Below are 708 nucleotides of genomic sequence, written 5' to 3'. Positions count from 1 at the left end.
GACTTGTCGCCGATGCGCTTGGGGTCGGGCCGCGCACTCAGGCACATGCCAGTGGCCGGGTTGCGCAGCGTGCCATCGGAGCGGAAAGTCCATTGCTGGTAGCGGCTGGTCGAGCATCGGGCCAGTTTCACGGGCAACAAGGCAGCGCTTGTGGAGCCAAACACGAATGGCGCGGACAGGCATTGGTCAAACGGTTGCCGGCTGATCTGGTAGGTAGCTGACACCGCTTTGTTGTTGGACGAGATGACCTGATCGAACTGCCATTCGTGCTGCAGTTGCTGGTAGCCGCAAGAAGCCAGCCTGGGCGATGGTGATGGCGTTGACGTGGTGGGCAGATCGGTGGTCATGCAGTTGCGAGCCGACTGCAGGCGCAAGCCGCCGGGGAAGCGCTGAACATCCAGGAGCGCGGTGGCGTCGAGCTTCAGTTTGCCGTTGAGGCTTCCAAAGACATTGAGGTCGGCCTTCCGTGGGCCGACCTTCTCGTCCTCATTCATGTAGTTCCTGAATCGGGCCTTCACCGTGACGACGGGCTCACTGAGCAATGCGACGTTGTCACCATCGACATGGCTGGCGACCTTGGCGCGGACATCTTTGAACTCAAATGAGCCATCGGGTTCGACACGGGTGAAGTGGTTGTTGACCGTGGCCAGGACGGTGTCTTTGACAGGAATGTCGCGGGCAGGAGAGGGCCGCTCAATGTTGAAGTCG

Annotated in this window: 1 protein-coding gene; it reads right to left on the bottom strand. The window is 60.6% G+C overall.

Annotated features, from left to right (window positions below; genetic code table 11):
• Positions 1–708, bottom strand: a 708-nt coding sequence (locus ABWV89_RS18845) for a ricin-type beta-trefoil lectin domain protein (RefSeq protein ID WP_353400621.1), incomplete at both ends; no start/stop codon positions are given.

Origin of the sequence: Hydrogenophaga sp. 5NK40-0174 (assembly GCF_040372165.1) — a bacterium.
Lineage (GTDB): Bacteria > Pseudomonadota > Gammaproteobacteria > Burkholderiales > Burkholderiaceae_C > Hydrogenophaga.
The sequence above is the reverse complement of the archived record's forward strand: the minus strand, read 5'-3'. Positions and strand labels throughout refer to the sequence as shown.